Origin of the sequence: Paraburkholderia hiiakae, from assembly GCF_904848665.1 — a bacterium.
In the GTDB taxonomy this organism is placed as follows: Bacteria; Pseudomonadota; Gammaproteobacteria; order Burkholderiales; family Burkholderiaceae; genus Paraburkholderia; species Paraburkholderia hiiakae.
In genome coordinates, this window is the sequence record NZ_CAJHCQ010000003.1 from 365,656 (window position 1) to 391,550 (window position 25,895).

The following is a 25,895-nucleotide window of genomic DNA, read 5'->3' on the forward strand; positions in this document are numbered from 1 at the left end:
ATTTTCTTGCGACTTTTTGATGCATACCGCTTTTATCGTCGAATCGGGAAAGCTGTTATAAAAAATTCGCTTGACTGGCGATTGACGTTCCCCGTATAACGGCAAAGCTGATTTTCGTTCCGCTGCAATTTAAAGAATTCGCTGAAGCGGGACGGCGGGAATTGGCTGGATACGGCGTGAGGGTTATTACCCGCGTCATTAAAATCTCGAGGGAAACTGAAACATGGAAACCGGTATCGTCAAATGGTTCAACGATGCGAAGGGCTTTGGCTTCATCACGTCTGACGCCGGCGGCGACGATCTGTTCGCGCACTTCTCGGAAATCCGCGCCGACGGCTTCAAGTCGTTGAAGGAGAACCAGCGTGTGTCGTTCGACGTCAAGGTCGGTCCGAAGGGCAAGCAGGCCGCGAATATTCAGCCGCTGTAAGTGCAGCGTGCGAGCGCTCGCTGCGCGAGCGCTCATCAACACCAGGCCCCGGGCGAACCCCGGGGCTTTTTCATTTTTGGCATATTGATATTCAGGCAATATTAGTGGTCACGGTTTTTAGTCGCGCATTTAATCGGGAAAACCCTGGGATCTTGCAATTTTCCTGATTCGGGTTTGCACTAAAAGACGAGAGTCGCGCTTAGGCTGCCGGGACTGTCGGCGCGTGGCGTGCAAACAGTGCATACTTGGGCCGTTTTCCATTTCCCCTGTCGTTTCACCATGTTTGAATCCTCCTTGAGCGCCGCCCAGGCCGCCGGCGACCTTCCCATTGTTTTCGTAGACCTCGAGACGACCGGCGGCTCAGTAAGCGAGCACCGGATTACCGAAGTTGGGGTGGTGGAGGTGGCGCAAGGGCAGGTGACACGATGGAGCACCCTCGTCGATCCCGGTCAGCCTATCCCGCCCTTTATTCAGCAGCTCACCGGTATTACGGACCAGATGGTGCGCGGCGCGCCGCGCTTCGCCGACATTGCGGCTCAGCTCCATGGGCGACTCGCCGGCAAGCTCTTCGTCGCGCACAACGCGGCCTTCGACCGCGGCTTCCTGCGGGCAGAGTTCGAGCGTGCCGGTTATTCCTTCAACCCCGATGTGCTGTGCACTGTGCGCCTGTCGCGGGCGCTTTTCCCGGGTGAGAAGCGCCACGGGCTAGACGCGTTGGTCGAGCGCCATGCACTCGTGCCATCGGACCGCCATCGCGCGCTCGCCGACGCCGATCTCCTCTGGCAGTTCTGGCAGCGCCTGCCCGCGCTGGTGCCGGGGGAAGCGCTGGCGTCGCAGATCGAGCGCACGACGCGCCGTCACGTACTGGCCGGCGACATCACCGACGAACTGATCGACACCGCGCCCGCGGGTCACGGCGTTTATGCGTTCTACGGCGAGAACGACGTGCCGCTCTACGTGGGGCGCAGCGTACGGGTGCGCCAGCGTGTGCGCGCGCATCTTTCGGGGGATCGGCGCTCTTCACGCGAACAGCGGATGGCGCAGCAGGTGCGCCGCGTGGAGTGGCGTGCGACGGGCGGCGAGCTTGGCGCGCTCCTTGTCGAGGCGCAATGGATCGCAACGCTCAAGCCCTCGTTCAATCGCGTGCCGCGTGCGTCGAAGCGCGACCCCGTCGACCTTGGGGCGACGCCCTGGCCGTTCGACGGCGCGGTGGTCGTGCCGGAGCGGGACTCGACCAACGGCGCCGACGTTTATCACCTGATCGATCGCTGGTGCTATATGGGTGCCTTTCCCAGCGCGACTGAGGCTGAGGCGCTGGTGGACCGAAGCGCTGAGCGGGTGTTCGAGCTTTCGACCTGGCGCATTCTGCAGACGCACTTCGAACGCGGTCTGCGCGTGCAGGTGCTGCAGCCTTCCGAGGCTGACCGCCTCACGAGCGCGGCCTAGCGGTCCTTAAGCGACGCCGCCTACGCCGCCCGATTCGCACACATGCTCAAGCGCCTGATTCATCGCATTCGTGCGCGCGGAGTCGTATCGGGTGAGTTCCTTCCAGTTCGCAACCGTTCGTGCGACGCGCGCCGGGCAATCCGGTGCGCCGCGCATTGATTGCACGCGTGCGAGTGCGCCGATCAATTGGCCCGTGAGTCTGTCGAGTTGGGGTCGAGTGGCCGTGGCGAGATCCGGCGCCGGGTCGCTGGGCGCCTGCGAGGCACGCCATGTGTCGAACAGCGACTTTTGCATTTGCGTGCTGGCATCGATCTGATCGCGGAAGAACGCACGCGCAAACGCGGGATCGACACCGGCCGCCTTGGCGCGCTTTTGCACGTCGGCGATCAAGGCGTCTTCACGGGGCGTATCGGTGATCGGCTTCTGATGTTGCCATTTCCAGTGCGCGACCGGCTCGGCGAGCGCCAGCCGCTGCGAAACGAGGGCGACAAGGTTGGTCAGGGCAGTGTCGTCACCGTCGGCATGGACGGGGGCGATCGGCAGGGCGAAGAGCAGCGCAGCAGCGCAACGCGCGCTGGCGCGAGTCAGCAATGTCATCGAGTGGAGGAAAGACGCCGGCAATAAAAACCGAAGCATAGCCGGTTATGGTGCGCTTGCATCTAACGGCGCGCAGGTCGAATCGCGACAGTGGCATGAAGCCGCGCTCTCGATCGAGCGTGCCGAGCGCTAACCGCTACGGCGCAAAAACGCGCGCGCAGCATCACACGCGCGTCCCCTAACTACGCGTGTCGATTTGCACACGAACGTCTGCAGCGCGCGGTGTCACTCAAAACCCACGCGAGAGCGAACGTGTGCGTAGCCCCGTCACTTCTGTTCGTGTGCCTTGCGTTGCTCGTCCAGAAAAGCCCGCACGTGAGCAGGCAATTCGTCGCCGAGAAACTCAACGGCCACCGGTTCCGGATCCGGGCTGAAGACTTGGTCCGGGGTCGGAATCCTTGGCGGTTTGGCGTCCATGATCTTTCTCCTATGTAAGCCGATTATCCGGCTCGGCACTTCTGCTGCGCTAGTCCCGCTTACGGTAACAGTGCTTTTCTCGCACGCGTGTTGCTTTCTTCGCACAGCGATACAAATGATTAACGGCGCGGGAATATAATTGTTGAGATGTCCTTCGCACTTGCGCATGCTGCGTGAATCAAGTTCGGCTCCTCATTCTCCGAATCTCCCGCACAGCGGCTGCTGCAGTCGCACAACGCCTCAATCGCACTTCCCCCGGCTCTGAGACCCGCGTTCGCGCTTGCACCTTTCCGCGCCTGTGTTGCGCGGCGCCGCAAGCGCGGGCGGGTCCGTCCGGATCAGCGTGCACCCATCATTGGTCTACAACGGATGATTATGCTTAGCCGTTGACGTCGAAACGTTAATAAGAATTAAAACTATGTAAGTGTCCGTTTCCATCCGATTGGGCGATTAATACTTTGTTCCGCGTCATTTGGTCGCGACTTAATGACCGAACGTACGTAAATAGCCGCGCATTCGGGCGCGGCGTATTGATGCACTCCGATAATTCGTTACGTTTGGTCCTCCGGCGGCGCCGGCACGCGTTGCACGTGAGCATGGTTTGCGGGTGTCGCACGCACGTCCACCTGGCCGTGAATGCGTGACTGGTGGCCGTCCGCGAACATGTAGTACGGAAACGGGTGCGCGGGTTCGGAGGCTGCGTCGAGGCGCGCGACCAGTTCGGGGGCGAGTGTGAAGTCGAGCGAGCCGAGCGACTGTTCGAGTTGCGCAGCTTGGGTTGCACCGACGATGATGCTCGCCACGCCGCGCTTTTGATATAGCCAGTTCAACGCAACTTGCGCCATGGGCCGGTTGGCCTCGTACGCGACCCGCTCGAGCTCGGCGACGATCGCGAAGTTGTGCGCAGAGAGCTTGTCGAAGCCGGGCGGCGGCTTCGCGCCCACCGTCTGCAGGCGGCCCACACCGTGCACGCCTTCGCTTGCCTGCGACGGCCGATATTTCCCCGACAGCACGCCCATACCGAGCGGACTCCACGGCACGAGCCCCATGCCGAGTTGCGTCGCCAGGTCGGCAAATTCGTGCTCCGCGTTGCGTTCGATCAGGGAGTATTCGAGTTGCATGGCCGCCACCGGTTCGAAGCCGCGCCAATCGGCCAGCGTTTGCGCCCGGCCCGCGTACCAGGCGGGCACGTCGGAGAGACCTACGTAGCGGATCTTGCCCGCGCGCACCGCGTCGTCCATGGCGCGCATCACTTCGTCGGCGGGCGTCATGCGGTCCCACGTGTGCAGGTAGTAGAGATCAATGTAGTCGGTGCCAAGGCGCTTGAGCGAGCCGTCGAGCGCACGCAGCAAGTTCTTGCGATGGTTGCCGCCAGCGTTCGGGTTGCCCGATTCCGCGTTATAGGAATACTTGGTGGCGATGACGAGCCGCTCACGCAGACCGCGCGCCGCCGCGAAGCGCCCCACCCAGGTTTCGCTTGTGCCTTCCGTATAGAGGTCGGCGGTGTCGATGAAGTTGCCGCCCGCGTCGACATAGAGGTCGAAGAGTCGCTGTGCGCAGGCTTCGTCGGCGCCCCAGCCCCATTCGGTGCCGAACGTCATCGTGCCCAGAGCGATGGGGCTGACACGCAGGCCAGAGCGGCCGAGCAGGGTGTAGCTGTCGAGATTCATGGCGGCTTCCTTAAAGGATGGGTGGCGAACGCGAACTCATCTTGCGCCTTTCCTTTTTGTGGAAAAATCGGGTTCACCTGAAATTACTGTGAAGCTGAGCTTCACAATGGAGGCTGCATGGGCCCGGTTTCCAATCCGGCGTCAGCGCCGGCCGCCGCGTCCGGGCTGGCGGGACGCCTGCCCGCTCTGCTCGCCGTGGCTGCCGTCGCACGGCATGGCAGCTTCACGCGCGCGGCGTCCGCGGCGGGCTTCTCGACTTCGGCGCTATCCCAAGCCGTGCGTGCGCTCGAAGCGCAACTCGGCGTGAGGCTCTTCAATCGCACGACGCGCCGCGTCGCGCTGACCGAGGCGGGCGCGCAGTTTCTCGCGCGCGTGCAGCCCGCGCTGGCTCAGATCGAGGCAGCGTTCGACGCGCTCGACGCTTCGCGCGATGAGCCCGCTGGCACGCTGCGCATCAATCTGCCACGCGTGGCGAGCGAGTTGCTCGTCATGCCGCATCTCGCTGACTTCATGGCGCGTTTTCCGCAGATCAAGCTCGAACTCGCACTCGACGACGGTTTTGCCGATCTGGTGGGCGAGGGCTTCGACGCGGGTATTCGCCTGGGCGAATCGGTGGCGCCTGGCATGGTTGCTGTGCCGATCGGCGGGCCGATTCGCATCGTCGTGGTGGGCTCGCCGGCATACTTCGAACGCCACGCGCGCCCCGTCACCCCCGACGATCTGGCCGCGCATGATTGTCTGCACTATCGCTTCGCGACAGGCGGCGTCTACCGCTGGGAGTTCGCGCAGCCCGACGATCCCCGGAGCATGTTCGACGTGGTCACCGAGGGCCGCTTCGTGACCAACGATCTGCGCACGATGGTGCGCGCCGCGGAGCAGGGCGTGGGTCTCCTGCACGTGATCGAGGATTACGTGCGCTCGCCGCTGGACGAAGGCCGGCTCGTGCCGGTGCTCGAGTCGTGGGGCGCGTCGTTTCCCGGCTTCTATTTGTATACGGCCGGGCGCGCCCAGTTGCCGCCCAAACTGCGTGCGTTCATCGACTTTCTGCGCGAGCAGCGTGGGGGGCCTGGATTCGCGTAGCCGTTTTCAGATACGTCTGATTCGGTCGCACGGCGATTTTGCTTATCTTTAAAAGATGCTGACGCAAGGTCCGCACGACGCCCAGCAGTACACCCCTTTCCAGATAGCAACGTAACAGACCCGTGCGCCACATTGCCGGCGCGATCCTACGATGAGCGACCATGTCACCACGCCGGCCGAAGCTTCGGTCGAGCAAGCGCACACGAAGGCGGCGCTTGCGCTCGCAGACCAGCACTTCGACCTGGGCAGAACGCGTGACGCGCTGCTCGCCTACCAGGAGCTGCTCGAGCACGAGCCGCACAACGCACACGTGTTGCATCGCCTGGCGCTCTCATATTTTCGCGACGGACAACACGACCTCGCACGCGACCATCTCGAACGCGCAATCGGCGCGGCGCCCGAACGCGCCGAGCTGTGGGAGCATCGCGGCCTACTCGCGGCGATGGCGAACGAGCATGTTGCTGCCGAGGCGTTCTACTATCGTGCGATTGCGCTCAGCGGCGGCACGGCTAGCTTGCACCGCAACCTGGCCGATGTACTCAAGCTGGCGAAGCGCCGCGCCGAGGCGCGCATGCACTACGAAAAGGCGCTCGACTATGAGCCCTCGCTTCATCACGCCTTGCGGTGCCTGGCGCGATTGTGTCTCGAAGACGCGTACCTGGAAGCGGCCGCGGAGTATCTGCGCCGCGCACACGCAGTGGGAACCTCACGGCTCGCAGATGGGCTCGAGTTGCTAACGGTCCTCGCGCGTCTCGAACGCCCCACGGAACTGAACGCGCAAATCTCGCAGATGCGAGCCGAGTTCGCGGCAAACGCGGCAGCGCTCGAGAACCTCGCGTTGCGGCTCAACGAAATCCATCGCTTCAACGACGCGTATCAGGTCGCGCTGGAGGGGCTTGCGGTCGATGCGACCCGCGGCAAGCTGCATCACAACGCGAGCTACGCGTCGAACATGCTTGGCGAGCATGGCCGCATGCGCCATCACGCCGCAGAGGCGGCGCGCTTGCTGCCCGAGGACGAACATGTGCAGTTCAACGCCGCCGTCACGATGCTGCGCGACGGCGATTTCGAGCGAGGGTGGCGGCACTATCACTGGCACGAACGCTTGCCGCAGAACAGTACGCTCGTGCGTCCCGCCTTTCCGGAGTGGTCCGGTGAGGCCGTGAACGGGCGGCGGTTTTTGCTGATCGGCGAGCAGGGGCTGGGCGATCAGCTTCAATCCTTGCGCTACATCGACTGGCTGCAGCGCCGGGGCGCGACGGTCGATGTTTGGGTCGACAAGGCGATTGGCGATGTCGCGGCATGCGCGCGCGGCGTGAACAAGGCCTGGACGACGTTGCCGCCTGGTCCCTACGACTTCTGGAGCCGCATGTTCCGCTTTCCAGCGTCAATGAAGCTGACGGTGGACATGCTTCCGCTGGCAATGCCTTACCTGGGAGCGCCGCCTGGGTGCGTTGCCGATTGGCGCGAGCGGCTTTCCGGCGGGGCGCATCGTGGTACGCGCAGACTCCGCGTGGGGCTCGTATGGGCTGGGAACCCCGATTACGAACTCGACCGCTACCGCTCGCTTGCGCTGCACACGTTACTGCCTGTGCTCGCCCGGCGTGGTGTGTCATGGTTTTCGCTGCAGAAGGGCGGCGCGCAAAGCGAGTTGGACACGTTGCCTCACGACGTCGACATCACACCGCTCGGGCCGCAGATCGCGAACTTCGCGGACACGCTCGCCATTGTCCAGTCGCTCGATCTCGTGATGACCGTCGACACCTCTGTCGCGCATCTTGCGGGTGCGGCTGGCGTGCCGGTGTGGATCCTGCTGCCGACCTGCACGGACTGGCGCTGGATGACGCAGCGCTCCGATAGTCCCTGGTATCCGTCGGCGCGACTTTTCAGGCAGCGCGAGTTGGGGCAATGGGATGACGTGCTCGCAGAGGTGGGCGAGGCGCTGGATGCGCTGGCGCCGAAGGAGTGACGCAGCCGCCGTTCAGCACCGATCGCAGGCGAGGGCACAAAGCAAAAAGCCCAGTCCGAAGACTGGGCTTTTTGCTTTAATTCTGGTGCCGGAAAGAGGAATCGAACCCCCGACCTTCGCATTACGAATGCGCTGCTCTACCGTCTGAGCTATTCCGGCGTGCATCAGAGAAGAAAGATTATAGGAAGTTGCCGCGAACTATGCAAGCCCCTTCCTCATCTTTTTTCATTTTTTCGCTTCGTGGTGGTAGCGCGTGACGCGCTCGACCTCGTTCTTCGAGCCGAGGAACACGGCTACGCGCTCATGCAGGCTCGTAGGCTGGATGTCGAGAATGCGCTCCTCGCCGTTGGTCGCCATGCCACCCGCCTGCTCGACGATGAACGACATCGGGTTCGCTTCGTACATCAGGCGCAGCTTGCCGGGCTTCGACGGATCGCGCTTGTCGGCCGGGTACATGAAGATGCCGCCACGGTTCAGGATACGGTGCACGTCGGCAACCATCGAGGCGATCCAGCGCATGTTGAAATTGTCGCCGCGCGCGCCATCTTTGCCGGCGTTCAGCTCGCCGATGTACTGCTGAACCGGTTCATACCAGTGGCGTGCGTTCGATGCATTGATCGCGTATTCGCGCGTTTCTTCCGGAATGCGCATGTTGCTCTGCGTGAGCACCCACGAGCCGAGTTCGCGGTCGAGCGTGAAGCAGTTCACGCCGTTGCCGGTCGTAAGCACGAGCACCGTTTGCGGGCCGTACACGGCGTAGCCTGCGGCCACCTGCTTCGTGCCGGGCTGCAGGAACGATTCTTCGGTCGGCTGCTGGCCGTCCGGGCAGCGCAGCACCGAGAAGATCGTGCCGATCGACACGTTCACGTCGATGTTCGACGAGCCGTCGAGCGGGTCGAACACCAGCAGGTATTCGCCCTTCGGATAGTTGGCCGGGATCGGGAAGAACGTTTCCATTTCCTCCGAGGCCATGGCGGCGAGGTTGCCGCCCCATTCGTTGGCGTCGAGCAGGATCTCGTTCGAGAGGATGTCGAGGTTCTTCTGCACTTCGCCCTGGACGTTCTCGCTGCCGGCCGTGCCGAGCGCGTCGCCGAGCGCGCCCTTGCTGACGTTGAAGCTGATCGCCTTGCACGCGCGCGCGACAACTTCGATCAAAAGACGCAGATCGGCGGGCAGGTTGCGGTGCTCGCGCTGCTGCTCGATCAGGTACTTGGTGAGGGTGGTGCGACGTTGCAAAGCCATTGCAGTACTCCGGATACGCTTGGGAATAGCGCAATTCTACCCGCTCGACTGTGACCGCCCGCCGCACAGCCGCGCAAAATAAAGCGCCGGGACGCGGCCCGGCTGGCTGGAGCGGCTTTTCGCGCGGTGGCGGGTGGGAGCGCGCCGCCAAAAATAATCACGAAAAAATGCGCAAAAAAAACCGGCCGAAGGCCGGTTCGTGGGTTGCCGCGCGGTGCGGCTCAGGCGCCGCGCGTTTCCCGTCATTTCGTCTGATCAAGCCAGCGCTTTTTCGACGATCTCGCGCACGTCGCGCGATTTGGCTTCCGCGGCGACGCGCTCCAGCGCCGCGCGCATCGCGTCACGCAGCGCGGGCGTGAAGCGGCGCCACAGTTCGAGATTGCGGGCGAGGCGCGCCGCGACCTGCGGATTGAGCGCGTCGAGCGCGATCACCTGGTCGGCCCAGAACGCGTAGCCCGAGCCGTCGGCGGCGTGGAACTGCGCGGGGTTCGCGGCGCAGAAACTGAAGATCAGCGAGCGGGCGCGATTCGGGTTCTTGATGTTGAACGCCGGGTGACCCATGAGCGAGCGCACCGTTTCGATGGTCGGGCGTTGCGCCGTGCCCCGTTGCGTGGCCTGCAGCGCGAACCACTTGTCGATGACGAGCGGTTCCTTCTCGAAGCGCACGTAGAAGTCTTCGAGCGCCTTGTGCGCGACGTCGCCGCCGGTGGCCGCCTGCACGTTCAACAGCGCGGAAAGCGCCGCCGAACGATCAGTCATGTTGTTCGCAGCGTCGTATTGCGCCGTGGCGAGTCGCACCGCTTGCGCGGAATCGTCGAGTTCCGAGAGATACGAGAGCGCAAGGTTCTTCAACCCGCGGTGTCCGGCCGCCTCGGGCGTTGGCTCGTACGCGCCCGGCGTGACATTGCGCTCATAGGCCGCGAGCCATTCGCCTTTCAGCGCTGCTGCCAGTTGCTTGCGCACGAACTGGCGCGCCGTGTGCACGGCGGCCGGATCGGATTCGCTCATCTGCTCGGCAAGATAAGTTTCCGAAGGCAGCATGAGCGCTAGCTCGCGGAACGACGGCGAGAGCGATTCGTCAGTCAGCACGCGGCGGAATGCATCGATGAGCGCGGTGTTGATTTCGAGCGGCTGGCCCGCGGCGGCGCGAGCGGCGAGCGCGAGCAGTTCGCGCGTAGCGAGGCGCTGGCCCGCTTCCCAGCGGTTGAAGGCGTCGCTGTCGTGCGCGAGCAGGAAAGCGAGTTCGTCGTTCCCATAGTCGTAGTCGACGATGACCGGCGCCGAGAAGTTGCGCAGCAGCGAGGGCAGGGGCTTGCCCATCACATCGGCGAACGTGAAGGTCTGCTGCGCGTCGGTCAGCTCCAGCACGCGCGTCGTGCCGTGCGCGGCGGCTTCGCCTTCGAGGCGCAGAGGCAGGTCCGCACCGTCCGGGCCGATCAGGCCGATCGCAAACGGAATGTGCAGCGGGCCCTTTTGCGTTTCGCGCGCGGCGGGCGAGCCGCTCGCGTAGCCCTGCGTGAGCGTCACGCTGTAGCAGCGCGTGCCTTCGTCGTAGCTCGTCGTCACGCTCACGCGCGGCGTACCCGCCTGGCTGTACCAGCGCTCGAACTGCGCAAGGTCGCGGTCATTGGCGTCGGCCATCGCGTGGCGGAAGTCGTCGCAGGTCACGGCCTGGCCGTCGTGGCGCTGGAAGTACAGGTCCATGCCCTTGCGGAACCCGTCGCGGCCAAGCAGTGTTTGATACATCCGCACGACTTCCGCGCCTTTCTCGTAGACGGTCATCGTGTAGAAGTTGTTGATCTCGACGTAGCTCTCCGGTCGCACCGGGTGCGCCATCGGGCCCGCGTCCTCGGCGAACTGCATCTGGCGCAGTACGCGCACGTCCTCGATACGCTTGGTCGCGCGCGCGGCTTCGTTTTCGTCGCCGCCCGACATCGCCGCTGAGAACTCCTGGTCGCGGAACACCGTGAGGCCTTCCTTCAGGCTTAGCTGGAACCAGTCGCGGCAGGTCACGCGATTGCCAGTCCAGTTGTGAAAGTACTCGTGGCCGACCACGGCTTCGATGTTCGCGAAATCGACATCGGTGGCCGTTTCGGGATTCGCCAGCACGTACTTCGTGTTGAAGATGTTGAGCCCCTTGTTCTCCATCGCGCCCATGTTGAAGTCGCTCACGGCGACGATCATGAAGCGGTCGAGATCGAGTTCGAGGCCAAAGCGCTGCTCGTCCCAGTGGATCGAGTGGATGAGCGAGTCCATTGCGTGACGCGTCTTGTCGAGATCGTGCGGCTCGACCCATACCTGCAGCAGCTTTTCCTTGCCCGAGCCGGACGCGATGCGTTCTTCCAGCGCCACGAGCGTGCCCGCCACGAGCGCGAACAGGTAGCTCGGCTTGCGGAATGGGTCTTCCCATTTCGCATAGTGACGGCCGTCGGCCAGGTCGCCTTGCGCGATCAGGTTGCCGTTCGAGAGCAGTACCGGGTAGGCGAGCTTGTCGGCGCGCAGCGTGACCGTGTAGGTCGCCATCACGTCGGGGCGGTCGAGAAACCACGTGATGCGGCGAAAGCCCTCGGCCTCGCACTGTGTGAAAAAGTTGCCGCTCGACACGTAAAGGCCCGAGAGCGTGGTGTTGGCGGCTGGGTCGCACGCGCCGGTGAGCGTGAGCTCGAAGGCTTCGGGCACGTTCTCGACCGTGAGGCCGTGCTCGTGCGCGCGCACGCTCGCGTACGGTTTGCCGTCAATGGCCGCGCCAATGAATTCGAGCTGCTCGCCCATGAGTTCGAGATGCGCGGTGGGTTGCGCGTCGGGATTGCGACGCACGCGCAACGTGCTCTTGACGACCGTGCGCTCAGGCGCAAGGTCGAATTCGAGGTCGACGGTATCGATCAGAAACGCGGGCGGTGCGTAGTCTTCGCGGCGGATCACGGTGGGCGTGGCGGTATCGGACATGGTCTGGATAGGGGCGTGTCGGATCGGTGTGGATCGATCGTGTGGATCGGATTGGCCGGCCGCGGCGGCGTGGACGCCCGTTGGGCGCTGCCTGCCGTCGCGTGAGCACGGCGGTTCGCCTCATTGTACAAAGGCTCGGGCCGCTTTGTCCGTCAGGGCTCGGCCCCCGAACTTTCGCGCCGCGTCGCGAGTCAGTATGATCAGGCCCTGCCGCGCCGTAATGGACCACAAAGCGGACCACAACGCGGACCACAAAACAAGACACGACCGGCGCGGAGCGCGCACGGATCGGACATGGAGCCGGCATGGAATAAGCGCGGCGCAAAGTTCGTATCGGAGAAAGCGGCCCCCACGACTGCACTTTTCCAACTGAAGCAACACTGCTACGAGAAGACCATGATGCACGACAGATGGACCCGCCGCGCCCTCCTGATGCTGGCGGCGCTCGCACTCACGCTCTCCGGCTGCACGACTTACGTGACGAGCCAGGTGACCGCTTTCTCCGCATGGGACGGCGGCAGCGACGCCACGCGCACCTTTGCATTCACACGCAGCCCTGAGCAGAGCCAGAGCATCGAGCAGAGCACCTACGAGCAGTTCGTCGCCAACGGGCTCGCGATGCACGCGTTCCACCTCGTGGCCGAACCGCAGGCGCATTATCTCGTGGGCCTTGCGTACGGCAGCCGCACGGACACGGTGACGGTTGCGCAGCCGGTGTTCTACAACCCCTGGCCGGGCCCGTATTGGGGGCCCTGGAACCCGTGGGGCGCATGGGGACCGTATCAGCCCGCCTACGTGAACCAGACGTATCCGGTGTACTCGCATGCGCTCGGCATTCGCATCACCGAAAGGGCGAGCGGCAAGGAGGTCTATAACGTGCAGGCGCGCACGTCGGGCGACGATCCCTCGCTCGTGCGCGTGATGCCGTTTCTCGTGCAGAGCGCGCTCGGGAATTTCCCGCTGGCCAACGGCACGGTGACGGAGGTCAAGATTCCGCTAGGCAAGAGCGGCGGCGCGCCGAACGAAACCGGCGCGGCCCCGGCGGGTGCGGGGCAGGGCGGTGCTGCCGCGGCGGCGAAATAGCCACGTCAAGGCGCGTCAGAACCCCACGCCCAGAATCGCGAGCACGCCGAGCACGACAAACAGCACCGCCGCGATGGCATGCACGAGCTTCGTCGGCAGCTTGTGAGCGAAGCGGTCGCCGAGCAGGATCGCGGGCACGTTCGCGATCATCATGCCGAGCGTCGTGCCGGCCACCACGCCGAAGAAGTCGTGAAAGCGCGCGGCGAGCGCGACGGTCGCGATCTGCGTCTTGTCGCCCATCTCGGCGAGAAAGAAGGTCACAACGGTCGCGCCGAACACGCCGAGCTGCGAGCGGTTCACGTTCGCTTCGCCTTCTTCGAGCTTGTCCGGCACGAGAATCCACAGTCCCATGGCGACGAACGAGGCGGCGAGCGCCCAGCGCATCACACCCGGCGTGACGAACGCGCCGAGCCATGTGCCGAGCGCGCCCGCGCCCGAGTGGTTGACGAGCGTGGCGACGAGCACGCCGAGAATGATCGGCACGGGCTTGCGGTAGCGCGCCGCGAGCACGAGCGAGAGCAATTGCGTCTTGTCGCCGATTTCGGCGAGCGCGACCGCTCCGGTGGAGACCAGAAAGGCTTGGTTCACGTTGTGATGGATCCGCGGGCCGTGATGTGTGCGAGCGACGACCCACGAACCGCCGGGCCCTGTTGCGGCGGTCATGGGTCATCGGTCTCGCCAGGCCCGGGATAAAGGCTGCGTCCGCCATGGCCGTACAGGCCAAGTCTGTTGACGGACGCCCCCGCGAATTCGCGCGCGGCAAGCCCGCGGTCCGAAGACCGGCACTGCGGCGCTGCGGCACGATTCGGGGGCGGCTACTCCCCAATGAGGGGCGGATTATACCACGCAGGATTTTCCTGCAACCCGCGTGGGGCGGGGCTGTCAGCGGTGCGCGCCGTCGCGGCTGTGCACGCGTTTGCCCGCTGCGTAGGTCTCGAACACGGCGCGGTCGTCGCCGAGCAGGGCGAGCGCGAACAACAGTTCTTCCAACGATTCGGCGCGCGCCGTGCGCCGCGCGAGCAGCGGCGTGGCCTGTGCATCGAGCACGACGAAGTCCGCTTCACTGCCGGGCGCGAGCGTGCCGATCTTGTCGGCGAGATCGAGCGCCTGCGCAGCGCCCGCTGTCGCGAGCCAGAACATGCGCGTGGCCGTGAGGTGGTGGCCGCCCATGCGCGCGACCTTGTGCGCCTCGTTCATCGTTTGCAGCATCGAGAACGAGGTGCCGCCGCCCACGTCGGTGGCGAGCGTGACGGGCATCGACGATTCGCCCGCCTTGTCGAAATCGAACAGGCCGCTGCCGAGGAACAGGTTCGAGGTCGGGCAGTGCGCGGCGACCGTGCCCGTGTGCGCCATGCGGCGGCGGTCTTCGTCGTCGAGCCAGATGCAGTGGCCATACACCGCGCGTTTGCGCAGGAGTCCGTAGTGATCGTACACGTCGAGATAGCTGCGGTGGCCCGGGAACAGTTCCTTGACCCACTTCACCTCGTCGGGGTTTTCCGCCACGTGGCTCTGGATGAAGATGTCGCCATGCGCTTTCGCAAGCGCGCCGCAGGCTTCGAGCTGCGCTTCGGTCGAGGTGGGCGCAAAGCGCGGCGTGAGCGCGTACATCTGGCGCCCGCGGTTGTGCCAGCGCTCGATCAGCTCGGCGCTGTCGTCGTAGCCCGTTTGCGGCGTGTCGCGCAGGAACTCGGGGCAATGGCGGTCCATCAGCACCTTGCCCGCGACCATGCGCAGGTTCTTCGCTTCGCTCGCGGTGAAGAGCGCATCGGCGGACTGCTTGTGCACGGTGCAATACACGAGCGCCGTGGTCGTGCCGCAGGCGAGCAGTTCATCGACGAAAAAGCGCGCCGTGTCCTGCGCTACCGCTTCGTTTTCAAAGCCGCGCTCGGTCGGGAACGTGTAGGTGTTCAGCCACGGCAGCAGACCCGGCGCGGGCGACGCGATCATGTCCGTCTGCGGATAGTGGATGTGCGTGTCGATGAAGCCCGGCACGATCAGCTTGTCGCGCAGATTGTGAACCGTCGCACCATCGCTCACGCGTGACTTGAGCGCGGACCACGCGCCCGAGGCGAGCACGTGGCCGTCTTCGACGATTACGACGCCCTCTTCGTCAAAGACAGCGGCGTCGGACGATTGCGCAGGGTCGCCGGTGAACGTCAACAGTTTTGCGCGGTAAGCCGATTGAGTCATGGGAACTTCGTCTCCGATAAATTCAGGTATTCGTCCAATGCATGCCCCGCATGACGCGTGCCGCTCCTGAAAAAACGGCACGAGAGGGCCCGCGGTCCGGCGCTCGCGCGCTGGACCGGATTCGTGTGACAGCCCGGGCTGGGGCTTGCTGTGCGGACGAGTCCGCGTTTTTGTTCGCGCTTTAGTTCACGCTTTAAGCTGTTGCGCGATTCCAGTTCGCGTCGAGTTTCGCGATTAGCGCGGCGCGCTCTTCGGGCGTCACGAACGAAGCCTCGAAGCCGTTGCGCAGGATCGTGTACACCTCGTCGTCGTCGAGCTTGAGCGCTTCGATGATGGCGCGGTAGTTCTCGTTGACGTAGCCGCCGAAGTAGGCGGGATCGTCGGAATTGACGGTCACCGCGACGCCTTTGTCGAGCAGGGCCTTGAGCGTGTGCTGCGTCATGTCGTCGAACACGCACAGCTTGGTGTTCGAGAGCGGGCACACGGTAAGCGCCACGCGCGTGTCGGCCAGACGCGTGACGAGCACAGGATCTTCGATGCTGCGCACGCCGTGATCGACGCGATCGACCTTGAGCAGATCGAGCGCTTCGTAGATGTACGAGGGCGGACCTTCCTCGCCCGCGTGCGCGACGAGCTTCAGGCCCAACGCACGCGCTTTCTCGAACACGCGTTCGAACTTGGAGGGCGGATGGCCGCGCTCGGACGAGTCGAGGCCCACGCCGATCAGGCGCGCATAGCGCTCGAAAAGCGGGCGCGCGGCTTCGAAGGTGGCGAGCGCATCGGCTTCGCTCAAGTGGCGCAGGAAGCACAGGATCAGCTTGCTCGTGAGGCCGCGCTTTTCCGCGTCGGCGAGCGCGCGGTCGATGCCCGCGACCACGGTTTCGACCGGAACGCCGCGTTCGGTGTGCGTTTGCGGATCGAAGAATATTTCGGTGTGCACGACATTGTCGGCGAGCGCGCGCTCGCAGTACGCCATCGTCATGTCGTAGAAGTCCCGCTCCGTGAGCAGCACGCTCGCACCTGCGTAGTAGATGTCGAGGAACGACTGCAGGTCGGTGAACGCGTAGGCGGCGCGCAGCGCGTCGATCGATGCGTACGCGAGCTTCACGTTGTTGCGCTGCGCGAGCGCGAAGATCAGCTCGGGTTCGAGCGAGCCTTCGATATGGATGTGCAGCTCCGCCTTCGGCGCGTTGGCGGCCTTTTCGACGAGCGCCTCTGCGATGGCGGCGGTATTGGCGGTGGTCGTGATCGTCATGTTCGGTTCGATTCGCTTATGGGTTCTTCAGTGTTTGACATCACGCGGAATGGGTTGCGGGGGCATGCGCCGCGCTCGCCAGCTTCGCTGCCTCGATGGCCTGCAGCAGTTGCGCGGCAGCCGAGACGGCGATGACTTCGGGCGACTTGTCGACGATACCGTCCACGCCGAGCGGGCAGTTCATGCGTGCGATCTGCATGGGGTCGATGCCGCGAGCGGCGAGCCGGTGCTCGAACTGCTTGCGCTTCGTGTGCGAGCCGATCATGCCGAAGAACACGAAGTCGCCGCGGCGCAGGATGCGCTCGGCGAGATCGAGGTCGCGCGAATGATCGTGCGTCATCACGATGAAGCTCGTGCCGGGCGGGGCGGTGTCGATGGCTTCGTCGGGCGCGTCGTTGGCGTCGATCGCGACGTTGGGCGCGTTCAGCACCGCGAATGCGTCGGGCGTCGGAAACGCGGCATCGCGCTCGTCCACCCACAGCACGCGGCAAGGCAGCGTCCCGAGCACGCGCACGAGCGCCGCGCCCACATGGCCCGCGCCGAACAGCACAACAGGAAAGTCGTTCGGCGCAATCGTCTCGGTGAGGAGCAGCGCACCGCCCGTTTCCCAAAGCAGGCAGTCGGGCGCTTCCACGCCTGGCTCCGGCTCGGAAAGCATGGCCGGATCGGCTGCGGCGCCAACGCCCTCGGGGCTCCCGTTCCGCGAGGAGCGAAATGATACGCTACGCACGGTCGATGCGCCTGCCGCGAGGCGGCGCGCGAGCGTGGCGAGCCAGCCGAGGTCGGCCACATCGAGGCGCTCGAACGCGAGCACGACGGCGCCGCCGCAGCACTGGCCGAGGCTCGGCCCGAGCGCGAGGCGCTCGAGTCGCCGCGCGTGCGGCGTGCGCATGCCGTCGCGCAGCACCTGGCGCGCGATCTCGATGGCCTTCCATTCGAGGTGGCCGCCGCCGATGGTGTGGCGGGCCGCTTCGCGCGTGACGATCATCTTCGTGCCGGCTTCGCGCGGCGCCGATCCCTCGACGCGCGCGACGGTGACCAGCACGGCGGCGTCGCCGTGCGCGAGCAGTTGCTGCAGATCGGAAAGCCAGGCTTGCATCTGGCGGTTCTCCCTACGGGGCGGCACGTTGTTGCGTGTACCGCCGGTTAATCTTCGTGGCCAGGCTTGCGCCGCGCCTCACGGTTGGAGCGTGCGAAGCGCCGCTGGTTCGCTCGCGCGCAGTGCGTCCAGCGCATCGAGAATCGCTTCAGGCGTCGCGGGCGCGCGTAGCGGCGCGGCCTCGCGCGCCTCGGGCACCGCCGCGCCCACGGCGTCGCGAATCGCGAGAAAGGCCGAGAACGGCAAAAGCAGGGGCGGCTCGCCCACGGCCTTCGAGCGAAACACGGTCGGTTCGACGTTGTCGTTGGCGCCGTTGCGATAGAGCCTCACGTTGAACGCCTCTGGCGTGTCGCTCACCGCCGGGATCTTGTACGTGGACGGCGCGTGCGTCATGAGCCGCCCGTCGCGGTTCCACCAAAGCTCCTCGGTCGTGAGCCAGCCCATGCCCTGGATGAAACCGCCTTCCACCTGCCCGAGATCGATGGCCGGATTGATCGACTGGCCCGCGTCGTGCAGCACGTCTGCACGCACGAGCTTCCATTCGCCGGTGAGCGTATCGACGACCACTTCCGATACCGCCGCGCCATAGGCGAAGTAGTAGAACGGACGGCCGGTGAGCGTGCGCGCGTCCCAATGCACTTTGGGCGTGGCGTAGAAGCCATCGGACCACAGTTGCACGCGCTTCATATACGCGAGTTCGACGAATTCAGCAAAAGCGATCGCTTTGGCGTTCGCCCGCACGAGGCCATCTTCGAACGCGACGTTTTCGGGCGCGCCGCCGTATTGTGCCGCCGCGAACGCCGCGAGGCGCGCGCGGATCGTGAGCGCGGCATCCTCTGCGGCCAGGCCGTTGAGGTCGCTGCCAGTGGATGCCGCCGTGGCCGACGTATTGGCCACTTTCGACGTATCGGCGGCGCTCACGCGCACGCGCTCGAGCGGCAAACCGAGCGTGCCCGCCACGACCTGCGCGACCTTGGTGTTGAGCCCCTGGCCCATCTCGGTGCCGCCGTGGTTCACGAGCACGGAGCCGTCGCGATAAACATGCACGAGCGCACCCGCCTGGTTCAGATGCGGCACGTTGAACGAGATGCCGAACTTCACCGGCGTGAGCGCCATGCCGCGCTTGAGCACGGGGCTCACGCGGTTATACGCGGCGATGGCCGCGCGCCGCTCGTGATAGCGGCTCGACGCGAGCAGATCGTCGGTGAGCGGCGCGAGCACGTTGTCTTCCACGCGCTGGCCGTATGGTGTGACGTCGCGCTCGCCAATGCCGTAGTAGTTCGCAAGCCGCACATCGAGCGGATCGCGGCCGAGGGACCTGGCGATTTCGTCGAGCATCACCTCCATCACGAGCGCGCCCTGCGGGCCGCCAAAGCCGCGAAACGCCGTATTGGACTGCGTGTTCGTCTTGCAGCAGAGCGCGACGATTTCGACATCCGAAAGATAGTAGGCGTTGTCGAAGTGACAAACCGCGCGCGTGGCGACCGCGCCCGAAAGATCGGCGGAATAGCCCGCGCGCAGCGCGATTTCCACGCGTGCGCCGAGGAGCCGTCCTTCGTCGTCGTAGCCCGCTTCGTACGTGTAGAGCGCGTCGTGGCGCTTGCCGGTGATCATGAAGTCGTCGTCGCGATCCGCGCGCAGCTTCACGGGTCGCTGCAGCTTGTGCGCCGCGAGCGCGGCGACGCAAGCGAACAACGCCGACTGCGATTCCTTGCCGCCGAAACCGCCGCCCATGCGCCGGCATTCGCAGCTCACACGGTGCGCGGGCCAGCCGAGCAGATGCGCGACGACCTGCTGCATCTCGCTCGGGTGCTGCGTCGAGCTGTAGACGAGCATGCCCGTTTGCTCTTGCGGCAGCGCGTAAGCCACCTGGCCTTCGAGATAGAACTGTTCCTGGCCGCCCACTGCGAACGTGCCCGCGAGGCGATGGGGCGCCGCGGCGAGCGCTGCATCGGGCGCGCCGCGCACGAGACGCAGCGGCGGCAGCACGTAATGCTGGCGCTTGCGTGCTTCTTCGATGCTGAGAACAGGTTCCAGCGGCTCGTAACGAACGACATCCTCGCTTGCAGCGAGCGCCGCGGCGCGGCGCGCGAGTTCGTGGCTCGTGGCGATCACCGCGAACACGGGCTGCCCGAGGTACTGCACGACGTCGCTCGCGAGCACCGGATCATCGTGCACGACCGGGCCGCAGTCGTTCTCGCCGGGGATGTCGGCGGCAGTCAGCACCGCAAGCACGCCCGGCGACGAGCGCACGCGTTCCAGATCGAGCGCGACGATGCGTGCGTGCGCATGGCGCGCGAGGCCGAGCGCCGCGTGGACGGTGCCGTGCAGTTCGGGGATGTCGTCGGTATAGCGCGCCTCGCCGCTCACGTGAGCATCCGCCGATTCGTGCGGCAGCGGCGCGCCGAGCGCGCGTTCATGGGCGTGCTCATCGCGGTGCTCCTGCCGCATGACGAGCGCTTCGGCTTGATCGTTCATGGCGTGGCTCCAGCGGCTGCGTTGTCCTGGCCATCGTCGTCGCTGTCGGCGAAGGCGAACGCGTTGACGTCGCACAGCGCGAGCGGCGCGTCGTCGCGCGTTTCGAGCCAGCAGCGCCACAGGAGGTTACGCGCGACCTTCAGACGATACGCGCTGCTCGCGCGCATGTCCGTGAGCGGCTGATAGTCGGTGGCGAGCGCATCCATCGCGCGCTGAACGCTGATTTCGTCCCATCGCGCGCCGTTAAGCCCCGCCTCTGCGCGCGCGGCGCGCTGCGGGATCGCTGCCATGCCGCCGTAGGCGATACGCGCGCTCGCGAGTGTCCCGTCCTCGCGCACGTCGAGTGCAAACGCGGCGCACACCGCCGAAATGTCCTGGTCGTAGCGCTTCGAGACCTTGTAGGTGCGAAAGCGCAGTGTCGGCGCGGGGCGCGGCACGCGGATCGCTTCGACGAATTCGCCCGCTTCGAGCGCGTTCTTCTGATAGCCCGTGTAGAACGCCGCGAGCGGCAGCGTGCGCACGCGCGCCCCGTTACGCAGCACGAGCGTGGCGTCGAGCGCGAGCAGCGCGGGCATCGAGTCGCCGATCGGCGAGCCGTTTGCGACGTTGCCGCCGAGCGTCCCCGCGTTACGAATGGGCAGCGAGGCGAAACGCGCCCACAGTTCCGCGAGCTCCGGGTAGTCGATGGCGAGCGCCGCGTAGGCTTGTTCGAGCGGGACGGCCGCGCCGATCGTGAGCGTCTGCGCGTCACGCGAAACGGTCGTCATTTCCGCGACGTTGCCGGTGTAGATGAGGTCGCCCAGGTCGCGAAACTGCTTTGTGACCCACAGCCCGACATCGGTGCTGCCCGCGAGCACGCGCGCGTCGGGATGCGCGGCACGCAGCGCCGCGAAGGCTTCGAGCGTGCGCGGCGCGTAGAACGTGCTCTCGCCGTGCCCGGCGCCCCGCACGTCGGGACCGTGATATTCGAACGTGCCGGCACGCTGCAGCACGCGCAGTTGGGCTTCGACGCGAGCGCGATCGAGCGCCACGCGCGGGTGACAGGTTTCGTCGAACATGCGCAGCGCTGCCTCGATGATCGGCCGATAGCCGGTGCAGCGGCACAGATTGCCCGAGAGCGCCTCGTTGATCTCTTCGCGACTCGGCAGGCCCGCGCCGGCCGGCTGGTTCTCGTACAGCGCCCACAGTGACATGACGAAGCCCGGTGTGCAGAAACCGCACTGCGAGCCGTGGCAATCGACCATCGCCTGCTGGACCGGATGCAGTGCGCCACCCGGCTGGCGCAGATCTTCGACGGTGTAGAGCGCGCGGCCGTCGAGGGTAGGCAGAAACTGGATGCAGGCGTTGACGGCCTTGAGCGCGAGACGACCTTCGCCGTCGAGTTCGCCCACCACGACGGTACAGGCGCCGCAGTCGCCCTCGGAGCAGCCTTCCTTGGTGCCGCAGGCGCGCAGATCCTCGCGCAGGTGCTGAAGCACCGTGCGTGTGGGAGGCAGGTCGCGCACTTCGTGCACGGTGCCTCGGTGGAGGAAGCGGATGGTTTGCGTTGTCATGGTGAACCCGGGGACATTGCGGATCAGGCGCGCGTTACGAGAGGGGCGCGCCAACACCGGCCTCGCGCACGTAGATCGCCATCCAGTTCCGAAGATAGCACCGCTAGCCGCAGGAAAGTATTTCCCCCGCAAGATGGGGGTTATGTGATTTGGGTCATGACGCCGTCACAGCGCGGATTGCGGTGCACAGGCGTTGCGTGCGGTGATTGCGCCCGGATGGCAGGGGGGATGCGGGAGTCGCGCGCGATTCGATGCCGCCGTGCAAGGCTAGCGCTCGAATCGCGCTGGCGGGGCGTGCCGCCCGATGGCTGGGCGGCGAATGAGGCGGGTGAGCCGGAAAGAGCCGGTGGCGCTTGAACAGGCGCGGCGCGTCTGCGCCGTGCCCCGTCGTGTCCTTTAGCCGGTCAGCGGCGGATGCCGGGCCACGACACCTGGCGGCGCCGGTTGCGCCACAGGCTCAGAATCACGGCCAGGAACGCAATAATGAACGCGAGCAGCGACCACATCGGCATGGTCAGGCCGAGCGTCGGCGGATAGGTGGTTTCGCAAAGGCCTTGCACCTTGAACACGCCGGGCAGCCAGTGCGCGAACGGCAGGCTGTCGACAATGGGCTGCAGCGTGTCGAAACCGCAGCTGTAGCTCGGGAACGCCTGCACCCAGACGAGTTTTGCGGCCGCGACCGCGCCGCCTGCCGCCGAAAGCACCACGAGCGCTTCGAGTACGCGCACGCCGCGCCAGCTCGTCATGCGCGCGCCGAGAAAGGCGAAGACCGCGATCAGAATCAGGAAGTAGCGCCCCAGGATACACAGCGGGCATGGGTCCTGGTGCTCGACATACTGGAAGTACAGGGCGCCGCCCAGGAGCGCGAGGCAGATCAGGCCAAGGAGGACCAGCAGGCCGCGCTCGCGGCGCAATAGCGCGTTATCGTCGTTCATGAGGCTCGTTTATTGGCTCGTTCGTTCGGGTTGTCTGGCGCAGCGCCCAGGCGGCTGCGACGGCGTGACGGGATTCTAGCGCGAAGGTTGCGCGCGGCGCGGACGTGTCCTTGCTCGCGCGCAGGGGTTGATTGAGCGATTCCCGCTCAGGTCAGCGCAGCGGCGCGAGCACCGCCTCGACGCCGCGGCCGATGGCGAGCAGTGCGTCGTCATTGTCAGGCGCGGCGGCGAGCATCAGCCCGACGGGCGATGCGCCATAGTGGTGGCATGGCAGCGAGAGCGCGCAGGTATCGAGGAAGTTGAACGCGCTTGGATTGCGCAGCACGAGCGCGTTGGTGCGCGCGAACACATCGTCGTCGGCGGCTAGCGGGGCGACGGGCGGCGGCGCGATCGGCACGGTCGGCGCGATCACGACGTCGAAGCGCGACCAGAGCGTGGCCTGGGCCTCTTCCATCACCGTGGCGCGCGCGGCGATCAGGTCCAGATAGTCGGTGGCCGTGGCGTGCTCGCCCTTGAGGATGCGCACGAGCACGCGCGGATCGTACTGGTCGCGATGCTTCGCAATCAGCTCGCGATGCCACGCATACGCTTCCATCGGCGAGAAGCCGATGCGGTTGATCTCGGCGAAGCGCTCGAAAGCGGCAAAGCGGACTTCGCTCACGATTGCACCGGCCGCATCCAGATGCTTGAGCGCCGTATCGATCGTTTCCGCGACTTCGGGGTCCACGCCGTCGGTCACATAGTTGGTGAGCACGCCGAGGCGTACGCCTTCGAGGTGGCGCGCCGCCGGCACGCGCGGCGCGAGCCCGGCGAGCACGCGGTCCACGAGCGCGCAGCACGCCACCGTGTTGCCGATTGGACCGAACGAGTCGAGCGTGGGGGAAAGCGGCACGCCGCCCGTTTTCGGAATGCGCCTCGCGGTGGGTTTGAAGCCCGTGAGGCCGCAGAACGCGGCGGGAATGCGGACGGAGCCGCCGGTGTCGGTCCCGAGCGCGACGGCGGCCATGCCGTCCGCGACCGAAGCCGCCGCGCCCGAGGACGACCCCCCCGCCACGCGCGCGTCGCCGGCCACGCCGCGGCGCCAGGGCGAGAGCGGCGTGCCGTAGTGCGGATTCAGGCCGAGACCCGAGAACGCGAATTCGCTCATGTTGGTACGGCCGACCAGCACCGCGCCTGCATGGCGCAGCCGCGCTACAGCGGCGGCATCTTCCTTGGCGGGCGCCGCGTTCGCGAGTGCCGTGGAGCCCGCGCGCGTGACTTCGCCGGCCACGTCGAACAGATCCTTCACCGAAACGGGGATGCCCGCGAGCGGCGAAAGCACGGTGCCGGCCGCGCGCAGGCGGTCGTGTGCGTCGGCGGCGGCGCGTACGCGCTCCGGATCGACGTGCGTGAAGACGGTCGCGCCCTGGCCGGCCGGGTCGGCGATGCGCTCGAGTGCCGCTTCGGCGAGCGCGCGGCTCGTCGTGCGGCCCGCGGCGAGATCGGCGCAGAGCTGGGCGAGGGGAGGGAACGGCGTGAAGGCAGTGGATGCGGATGTCATGGCGGCAGAAGATTCGGTCGGTGCGCTGCGGCGCGGGCGGGCATCGCCCGCAAGGGTCGCATCATTGTAGGTCGGCTTTTTTCCTTGCGTGCGATTTGGCTACGCCGCGCATCGGGTAACATGCGGAGATTCGATAGCTATTTGTAAGGAAAGACCTTCATGCACCAGGGAATCGGCTTCATTCAGGATCTGGCAGTCGTGATGGCGCTCGCGGGCGTCGTCACTGTGCTGTTTCATCGCCTGAAGCAGCCGGTCGTGCTCGGCTATATCGCGGCGGGCGTGATCATCGGGCCGTACACGCCGCCGTTCCAGCTCATCCACGACGAGCAGACTATCCAGACCCTGGGCGAGCTCGGCGTGGTGTTCCTGATGTTCTCGCTCGGTCTCGAATTCAGCCTGCGCAAGCTTTTCCAGGTGGGCGCGACCGCGATCGTCGCGGCGCTCTCGGAAATCGTGCTGATGCTGTGGATAGGCTACGAGATCGGCCGCGCGTTCGGCTGGGCCACGATGGATTCGCTGTTCCTCGGCGCGATTCTCGCCATTTCCTCGACGACGATCATCGTCAAGGCGCTCTCCGATCTCGGCGTGAAGCGCGAGCCGTTCGCGCAGCTCGTGTTCGGCATCCTGATCGTCGAGGATATCCTCGGCATTGCCATGCTCGTGCTGCTGGGCGGCATTGCGCAGACGGGCGAGCTCTCGCCGGGCATCGCGCTCATCACGCTCGGCAAGCTACTGCTCTTCATGCTGGTCTCGCTGCTCGCGGGCATCCTGATCGTGCCGCGCGTGCTTGGCTACATCGCGCGCGTGGGCAACGACGAGATGCTGCTCGTCTCGGTGCTGGGTTTTTGCTTCGGCTTTTGCCTGCTCGTCGTGAAGCTCGATTATTCGATCGCGCTCGGCGCGTTCCTGATCGGCGCGGTCATGGCCGAGTCGCGGCATCTGCATCGCATCGAGCATCTGGTTGCGCCGCTGCGCGACGCATTCTCCGCCATCTTCTTCGTGACGATCGGGCTGATGCTCAACCCGCTCGTCCTGGTCGATTATGCGTGGCCGATCGCCGTGATCTCGATTGCCGTGGTGCTCGGCAAGCTCGTGTCGTGCGGCCTCGGCACTTTCCTCGCGGGCCGCGACGGACGCACCGCCATGCGCGTAGGCATGACCGTCTCGCAGATCGGCGAGTTCTCGTTCATCATCGCCTCGCTCGGTCTCACGCTGAAGGTGACGAGCGGGTTTCTCTATCCGATCGCGGTGACCGTCTCTGCCATCACGACGCTCACGACGCCTTACCTCATCCGCATTGCGGACCCGCTCTCGCAGCGCCTCGCGCGCGCCATGCCGCCCGCCGTCTCGAACGTGTTCGGCATGTACAGCCAATGGCTGCGCTGCCTCGTACCGCGCTCGGACGGTCCTACGATCTTTTCGCTCACGAAGCGCATCGTCGTGCAGATTGCCGTGAATCTCGCGCTCGTCTCGGCGATCTTCATCGGCGTTTCATATGGCGCGCGCTACGCGGCGCCGTTGCTTGCGCACTGGATTGGCGACGAGCGCATCCAGCGCGTCGTGCTCTGGAGCGCCGCGCTCGTGCTCGCGATGCCGTTTCTCGTGGCGGTGTGGCGCAAGACGCAGTCGCTCGCGCTCCTGCTTGCCGAAGTGAGCGTGCAGCCGGAGAAGGCAGGGCGCTTCACGCGCGCGATCCGTCATGTGATTGCGGAGCTGGTGCCCGTGGTGTCGATGTTCGGCGTGTTCGTGCTCGTGGCGGCGCTCTCGGGGACGATTCTGCCGCCCACGGGCTTCCTCGTCGGCGTGCTGGTGTGCGCCGCGGCGCTCACCATGCTGCTGTGGCGCTGGTGCGTGAAGATCCACGCTTCGATGCAGATCGCGTTGCGCGAGACCTTCGACGAGCGGCCGGATGCCTGATCTGGCCAAGCGAGCAAGTCGTTAGCTAGTGGCGCACCTCGCACGCCGGTT

19 protein-coding genes, 1 tRNA gene and 1 riboswitch are annotated in these 25,895 nt (G+C 65.6%); of the genes, 6 read left to right on the top strand and 14 right to left on the bottom strand.

Features of this window, described 5'->3' with window-relative positions:
* Positions 1-223: 223 nt before the first annotated feature.
* On the top strand, positions 224-427 hold the full coding sequence (locus JMY28_RS08805) for a cold-shock protein (RefSeq protein ID WP_028205165.1): 204 nt from the start codon (positions 224-226) through the stop codon (positions 425-427).
* A gap of 279 nt (positions 428-706) precedes the next feature.
* On the top strand, positions 707-1,873 hold the full coding sequence (locus tag JMY28_RS08810; protein WP_201695510.1) for an exonuclease domain-containing protein: 1,167 nt from the start codon (positions 707-709) through the stop codon (positions 1,871-1,873).
* Between the two features lie 6 nt (positions 1,874-1,879).
* Here the strand turns inward: JMY28_RS08810 and JMY28_RS08815 are convergent, their stop codons facing one another.
* The 3 genes from JMY28_RS08815 to JMY28_RS08825 all read right to left on the bottom strand — a co-directional run bounded on the left by JMY28_RS08815 (position 1,880) and on the right by JMY28_RS08825 (position 4,557).
* Positions 1,880-2,470, bottom strand: coding sequence for a chorismate mutase (locus tag JMY28_RS08815; RefSeq protein WP_201695511.1), 591 nt, complete (start codon positions 2,468-2,470; stop codon positions 1,880-1,882).
* A 267-nt stretch (positions 2,471-2,737) separates the two neighbouring features.
* On the bottom strand, positions 2,738-2,887 hold the full coding sequence (locus tag JMY28_RS08820; RefSeq protein WP_027795377.1) for a hypothetical protein: 150 nt from the start codon (positions 2,885-2,887) through the stop codon (positions 2,738-2,740).
* Positions 2,888-3,438: 551 nt separating this feature from the next.
* The gene (locus JMY28_RS08825) at positions 3,439-4,557 is read right to left on the bottom strand and encodes an aldo/keto reductase (protein WP_201695512.1); all 1,119 of its coding nucleotides are present in this window, start codon (positions 4,555-4,557) and stop codon (positions 3,439-3,441) included.
* A 117-nt stretch (positions 4,558-4,674) separates the two neighbouring features.
* Between JMY28_RS08825 and JMY28_RS08830 the strand changes: the two genes are divergently transcribed.
* Positions 4,675-5,637, top strand: a complete 963-nt coding sequence (locus tag JMY28_RS08830) for a LysR family transcriptional regulator (RefSeq protein WP_201695513.1) — start codon at positions 4,675-4,677, stop codon at positions 5,635-5,637.
* A 151-nt stretch (positions 5,638-5,788) separates the two neighbouring features.
* Entirely contained in the window at positions 5,789-7,606 is a 1,818-nt protein-coding gene (locus tag JMY28_RS08835) for a tetratricopeptide repeat protein (RefSeq protein ID WP_201695514.1), read from the top strand.
* 83 nt (positions 7,607-7,689) lie between these two features.
* On the opposite strand, the gene JMY28_RS08840 is transcribed toward JMY28_RS08835, so the two are convergent.
* From JMY28_RS08840 to pepN, 3 genes are all read right to left on the bottom strand, one after another.
* Positions 7,690-7,765, bottom strand: a tRNA-Thr gene (locus JMY28_RS08840).
* 66 nt (positions 7,766-7,831) lie between these two features.
* On the bottom strand, positions 7,832-8,848 hold the full coding sequence (locus tag JMY28_RS08845; RefSeq protein ID WP_201695515.1) for a class 1 fructose-bisphosphatase: 1,017 nt from the start codon (positions 8,846-8,848) through the stop codon (positions 7,832-7,834).
* A gap of 255 nt (positions 8,849-9,103) precedes the next feature.
* Positions 9,104-11,794, bottom strand: coding sequence for an aminopeptidase N (gene pepN / locus JMY28_RS08850; protein ID WP_201695516.1), 2,691 nt, complete (start codon positions 11,792-11,794; stop codon positions 9,104-9,106).
* A 396-nt stretch (positions 11,795-12,190) separates the two neighbouring features.
* Between pepN and JMY28_RS08855 the strand changes: the two genes are divergently transcribed.
* The gene (locus tag JMY28_RS08855) at positions 12,191-12,877 is read left to right on the top strand and encodes a DUF4136 domain-containing protein (RefSeq protein ID WP_201695517.1); all 687 of its coding nucleotides are present in this window, start codon (positions 12,191-12,193) and stop codon (positions 12,875-12,877) included.
* A 15-nt stretch (positions 12,878-12,892) separates the two neighbouring features.
* On the opposite strand, the gene JMY28_RS08860 is transcribed toward JMY28_RS08855, so the two are convergent.
* The 8 genes from JMY28_RS08860 to JMY28_RS08895 all read right to left on the bottom strand — a co-directional run bounded on the left by JMY28_RS08860 (position 12,893) and on the right by JMY28_RS08895 (position 23,927).
* A complete protein-coding gene (locus JMY28_RS08860) occupies positions 12,893-13,465 on the bottom strand; it encodes a TMEM165/GDT1 family protein (protein WP_201695518.1) in 573 nt (190 codons plus the stop codon).
* 92 nt (positions 13,466-13,557) lie between these two features.
* A riboswitch (yybP-ykoY riboswitch) is annotated at positions 13,558-13,713 on the bottom strand.
* A 46-nt stretch (positions 13,714-13,759) separates the two neighbouring features.
* Positions 13,760-15,067 carry a guanine deaminase gene (guaD, locus tag JMY28_RS08865; protein ID WP_201695519.1) on the bottom strand — a complete coding sequence of 436 codons (1,308 nt, stop codon included), beginning with the start codon at positions 15,065-15,067 and terminating at the stop codon, positions 13,760-13,762.
* Positions 15,068-15,260: 193 nt separating this feature from the next.
* Positions 15,261-16,322: an adenosine deaminase gene (locus JMY28_RS08870; RefSeq protein WP_201695520.1), complete on the bottom strand. Its 1,062-nt coding sequence runs from the start codon at positions 16,320-16,322 to the stop codon at positions 15,261-15,263.
* A 40-nt stretch (positions 16,323-16,362) separates the two neighbouring features.
* The gene (gene xdhC, locus JMY28_RS08875) at positions 16,363-17,421 is read right to left on the bottom strand and encodes a xanthine dehydrogenase accessory protein XdhC (protein WP_201695521.1); all 1,059 of its coding nucleotides are present in this window, start codon (positions 17,419-17,421) and stop codon (positions 16,363-16,365) included.
* Between the two features lie 78 nt (positions 17,422-17,499).
* Positions 17,500-19,872, bottom strand: coding sequence for a xanthine dehydrogenase molybdopterin binding subunit (gene xdhB / locus JMY28_RS08880; RefSeq protein ID WP_407945486.1), 2,373 nt, complete (start codon positions 19,870-19,872; stop codon positions 17,500-17,502).
* Between the two features lie 23 nt (positions 19,873-19,895).
* Positions 19,896-21,452 (bottom strand): xanthine dehydrogenase small subunit, encoded by a 1,557-nt coding sequence (xdhA, locus tag JMY28_RS08885; RefSeq protein ID WP_201695523.1) that lies wholly within the window; start codon positions 21,450-21,452, stop codon positions 19,896-19,898.
* Between the two features lie 404 nt (positions 21,453-21,856).
* On the bottom strand, positions 21,857-22,387 hold the full coding sequence (locus JMY28_RS08890) for a disulfide bond formation protein B (RefSeq protein ID WP_201695524.1): 531 nt from the start codon (positions 22,385-22,387) through the stop codon (positions 21,857-21,859).
* A 151-nt stretch (positions 22,388-22,538) separates the two neighbouring features.
* Positions 22,539-23,927, bottom strand: a complete 1,389-nt coding sequence (locus JMY28_RS08895; protein WP_201695525.1) for an amidase — start codon at positions 23,925-23,927, stop codon at positions 22,539-22,541.
* 159 nt (positions 23,928-24,086) lie between these two features.
* Here JMY28_RS08895 and JMY28_RS08900 point away from each other — a divergent pair, with 159 nt between their 5' ends.
* Positions 24,087-25,844, top strand: coding sequence for a cation:proton antiporter (locus JMY28_RS08900; protein ID WP_201695526.1), 1,758 nt, complete (start codon positions 24,087-24,089; stop codon positions 25,842-25,844).
* The last annotated feature ends 51 nt before the right edge of the window (positions 25,845-25,895 follow it).

Excerpts from the sequence above, each read along its gene's own strand:
- JMY28_RS08805 (WP_028205165.1), top strand. The coding sequence starts at position 224 with ATGGAAACCGGTATCGTCAAATGGTTCAACGATGCGAAGGGCTTTGGC.
- JMY28_RS08810 (WP_201695510.1), top strand. The coding sequence starts at position 707 with ATGTTTGAATCCTCCTTGAGCGCCGCCCAGGCCGCCGGCGACCTTCCC.
- JMY28_RS08815 (WP_201695511.1), bottom strand. The coding sequence starts at position 2,470 with ATGACATTGCTGACTCGCGCCAGCGCGCGTTGCGCTGCTGCGCTGCTC.
- JMY28_RS08820 (WP_027795377.1), bottom strand. The coding sequence starts at position 2,887 with ATGGACGCCAAACCGCCAAGGATTCCGACCCCGGACCAAGTCTTCAGC.
- JMY28_RS08825 (WP_201695512.1), bottom strand. The coding sequence starts at position 4,557 with ATGAATCTCGACAGCTACACCCTGCTCGGCCGCTCTGGCCTGCGTGTC.
- JMY28_RS08830 (WP_201695513.1), top strand. The coding sequence starts at position 4,675 with ATGGGCCCGGTTTCCAATCCGGCGTCAGCGCCGGCCGCCGCGTCCGGG.
- JMY28_RS08835 (WP_201695514.1), top strand. The coding sequence starts at position 5,789 with ATGAGCGACCATGTCACCACGCCGGCCGAAGCTTCGGTCGAGCAAGCG.
- JMY28_RS08845 (WP_201695515.1), bottom strand. The coding sequence starts at position 8,848 with ATGGCTTTGCAACGTCGCACCACCCTCACCAAGTACCTGATCGAGCAG.
- pepN (WP_201695516.1), bottom strand. The coding sequence starts at position 11,794 with ATGTCCGATACCGCCACGCCCACCGTGATCCGCCGCGAAGACTACGCA.
- JMY28_RS08855 (WP_201695517.1), top strand. The coding sequence starts at position 12,191 with ATGATGCACGACAGATGGACCCGCCGCGCCCTCCTGATGCTGGCGGCG.
- guaD (WP_201695519.1), bottom strand. The coding sequence starts at position 15,067 with ATGACTCAATCGGCTTACCGCGCAAAACTGTTGACGTTCACCGGCGAC.
- JMY28_RS08870 (WP_201695520.1), bottom strand. The coding sequence starts at position 16,322 with ATGACGATCACGACCACCGCCAATACCGCCGCCATCGCAGAGGCGCTC.
- xdhC (WP_201695521.1), bottom strand. The coding sequence starts at position 17,421 with ATGCAAGCCTGGCTTTCCGATCTGCAGCAACTGCTCGCGCACGGCGAC.
- xdhB (WP_407945486.1), bottom strand. The coding sequence starts at position 19,872 with ATGCGGCAGGAGCACCGCGATGAGCACGCCCATGAACGCGCGCTCGGC.
- xdhA (WP_201695523.1), bottom strand. The coding sequence starts at position 21,452 with ATGACAACGCAAACCATCCGCTTCCTCCACCGAGGCACCGTGCACGAA.
- JMY28_RS08890 (WP_201695524.1), bottom strand. The coding sequence starts at position 22,387 with ATGAACGACGATAACGCGCTATTGCGCCGCGAGCGCGGCCTGCTGGTC.
- JMY28_RS08895 (WP_201695525.1), bottom strand. The coding sequence starts at position 23,927 with ATGACATCCGCATCCACTGCCTTCACGCCGTTCCCTCCCCTCGCCCAG.
- JMY28_RS08900 (WP_201695526.1), top strand. The coding sequence starts at position 24,087 with ATGCACCAGGGAATCGGCTTCATTCAGGATCTGGCAGTCGTGATGGCG.